The sequence below is a fragment of the Enterococcus raffinosus genome, assembly GCF_001886185.1.
Classification (GTDB): Bacteria; Bacillota; Bacilli; order Lactobacillales; family Enterococcaceae; genus Enterococcus_A; species Enterococcus_A raffinosus.
The window spans coordinates 1-630 of the sequence record NZ_JXLA01000116.1 but is presented as its reverse complement, the minus strand read 5'-3'; the positions used below and the strand labels follow the sequence as shown (position 1 = coordinate 630).

Here is a 630-nt window from a genome sequence, read left to right as displayed (position 1 = left end):
CCCGTGGCATTTGATAAGTAGAGACTAACCGTCCAAATAAAATTGGTAATGGCATAAAGACCATACATCACACTCTTCCCTAAGCCATCCCCCCAATTCCAAGGCAACCAATCCCAGGAGCTATCTACAAAGAAATCCAACTGATAGTTACCAAGAGAATATTGGGAATAGAGATTTCCTGATTCAACTGTATCATCTACCAGACCTGTTGCCTCAGCTACCGTACCGACTAAACTCAATAGAACTGTCAGAGTGATGATGCTAATAAAAACGACTCCCACAATCCGAAAAAGTTTCTTTTTCATCTCCTCACTCCATTCTCTCTTGAACAGGTGGACGGGTATCAAAGGCATGGAAGAGTTCTTCAAATACAGGGTGAACTTGTACAACACCTACTCGACCATACAAATCTTGCATCAAGCATTGCCCATTTTCCAAATCTCGCAAGCGTTTTTGATTGCTTTCATCTTCTTGATCTAAGCCAAAGAATTCCAAAGTCTTCTTGATTTCATGAATATCGGTACTGCGAAACGCAAACTTCAACCCGATATTATTCTTCAAGCGTTCATCCAGTAAATCGTCACTGTTTTGCGTGACAAAATAAACACCGGCATTCATGGCCCGACCAGC

1 protein-coding gene and 1 pseudogene are annotated in these 630 nt (G+C 41.7%); both read right to left on the bottom strand.

Going from position 1 to position 630, the window contains the following annotated elements; all coding sequences use genetic code 11:
- Positions 1-305 (bottom strand): annotated as a pseudogene (locus RV13_RS20485) (FUSC family protein); the annotation flags it as partial.
- A 4-nt stretch (positions 306-309) separates the two neighbouring features.
- A partial coding sequence (locus RV13_RS20480) for an ATP-binding protein (RefSeq protein ID WP_211276181.1) occupies positions 310-630 on the bottom strand: 321 nt, incomplete at its 5' end.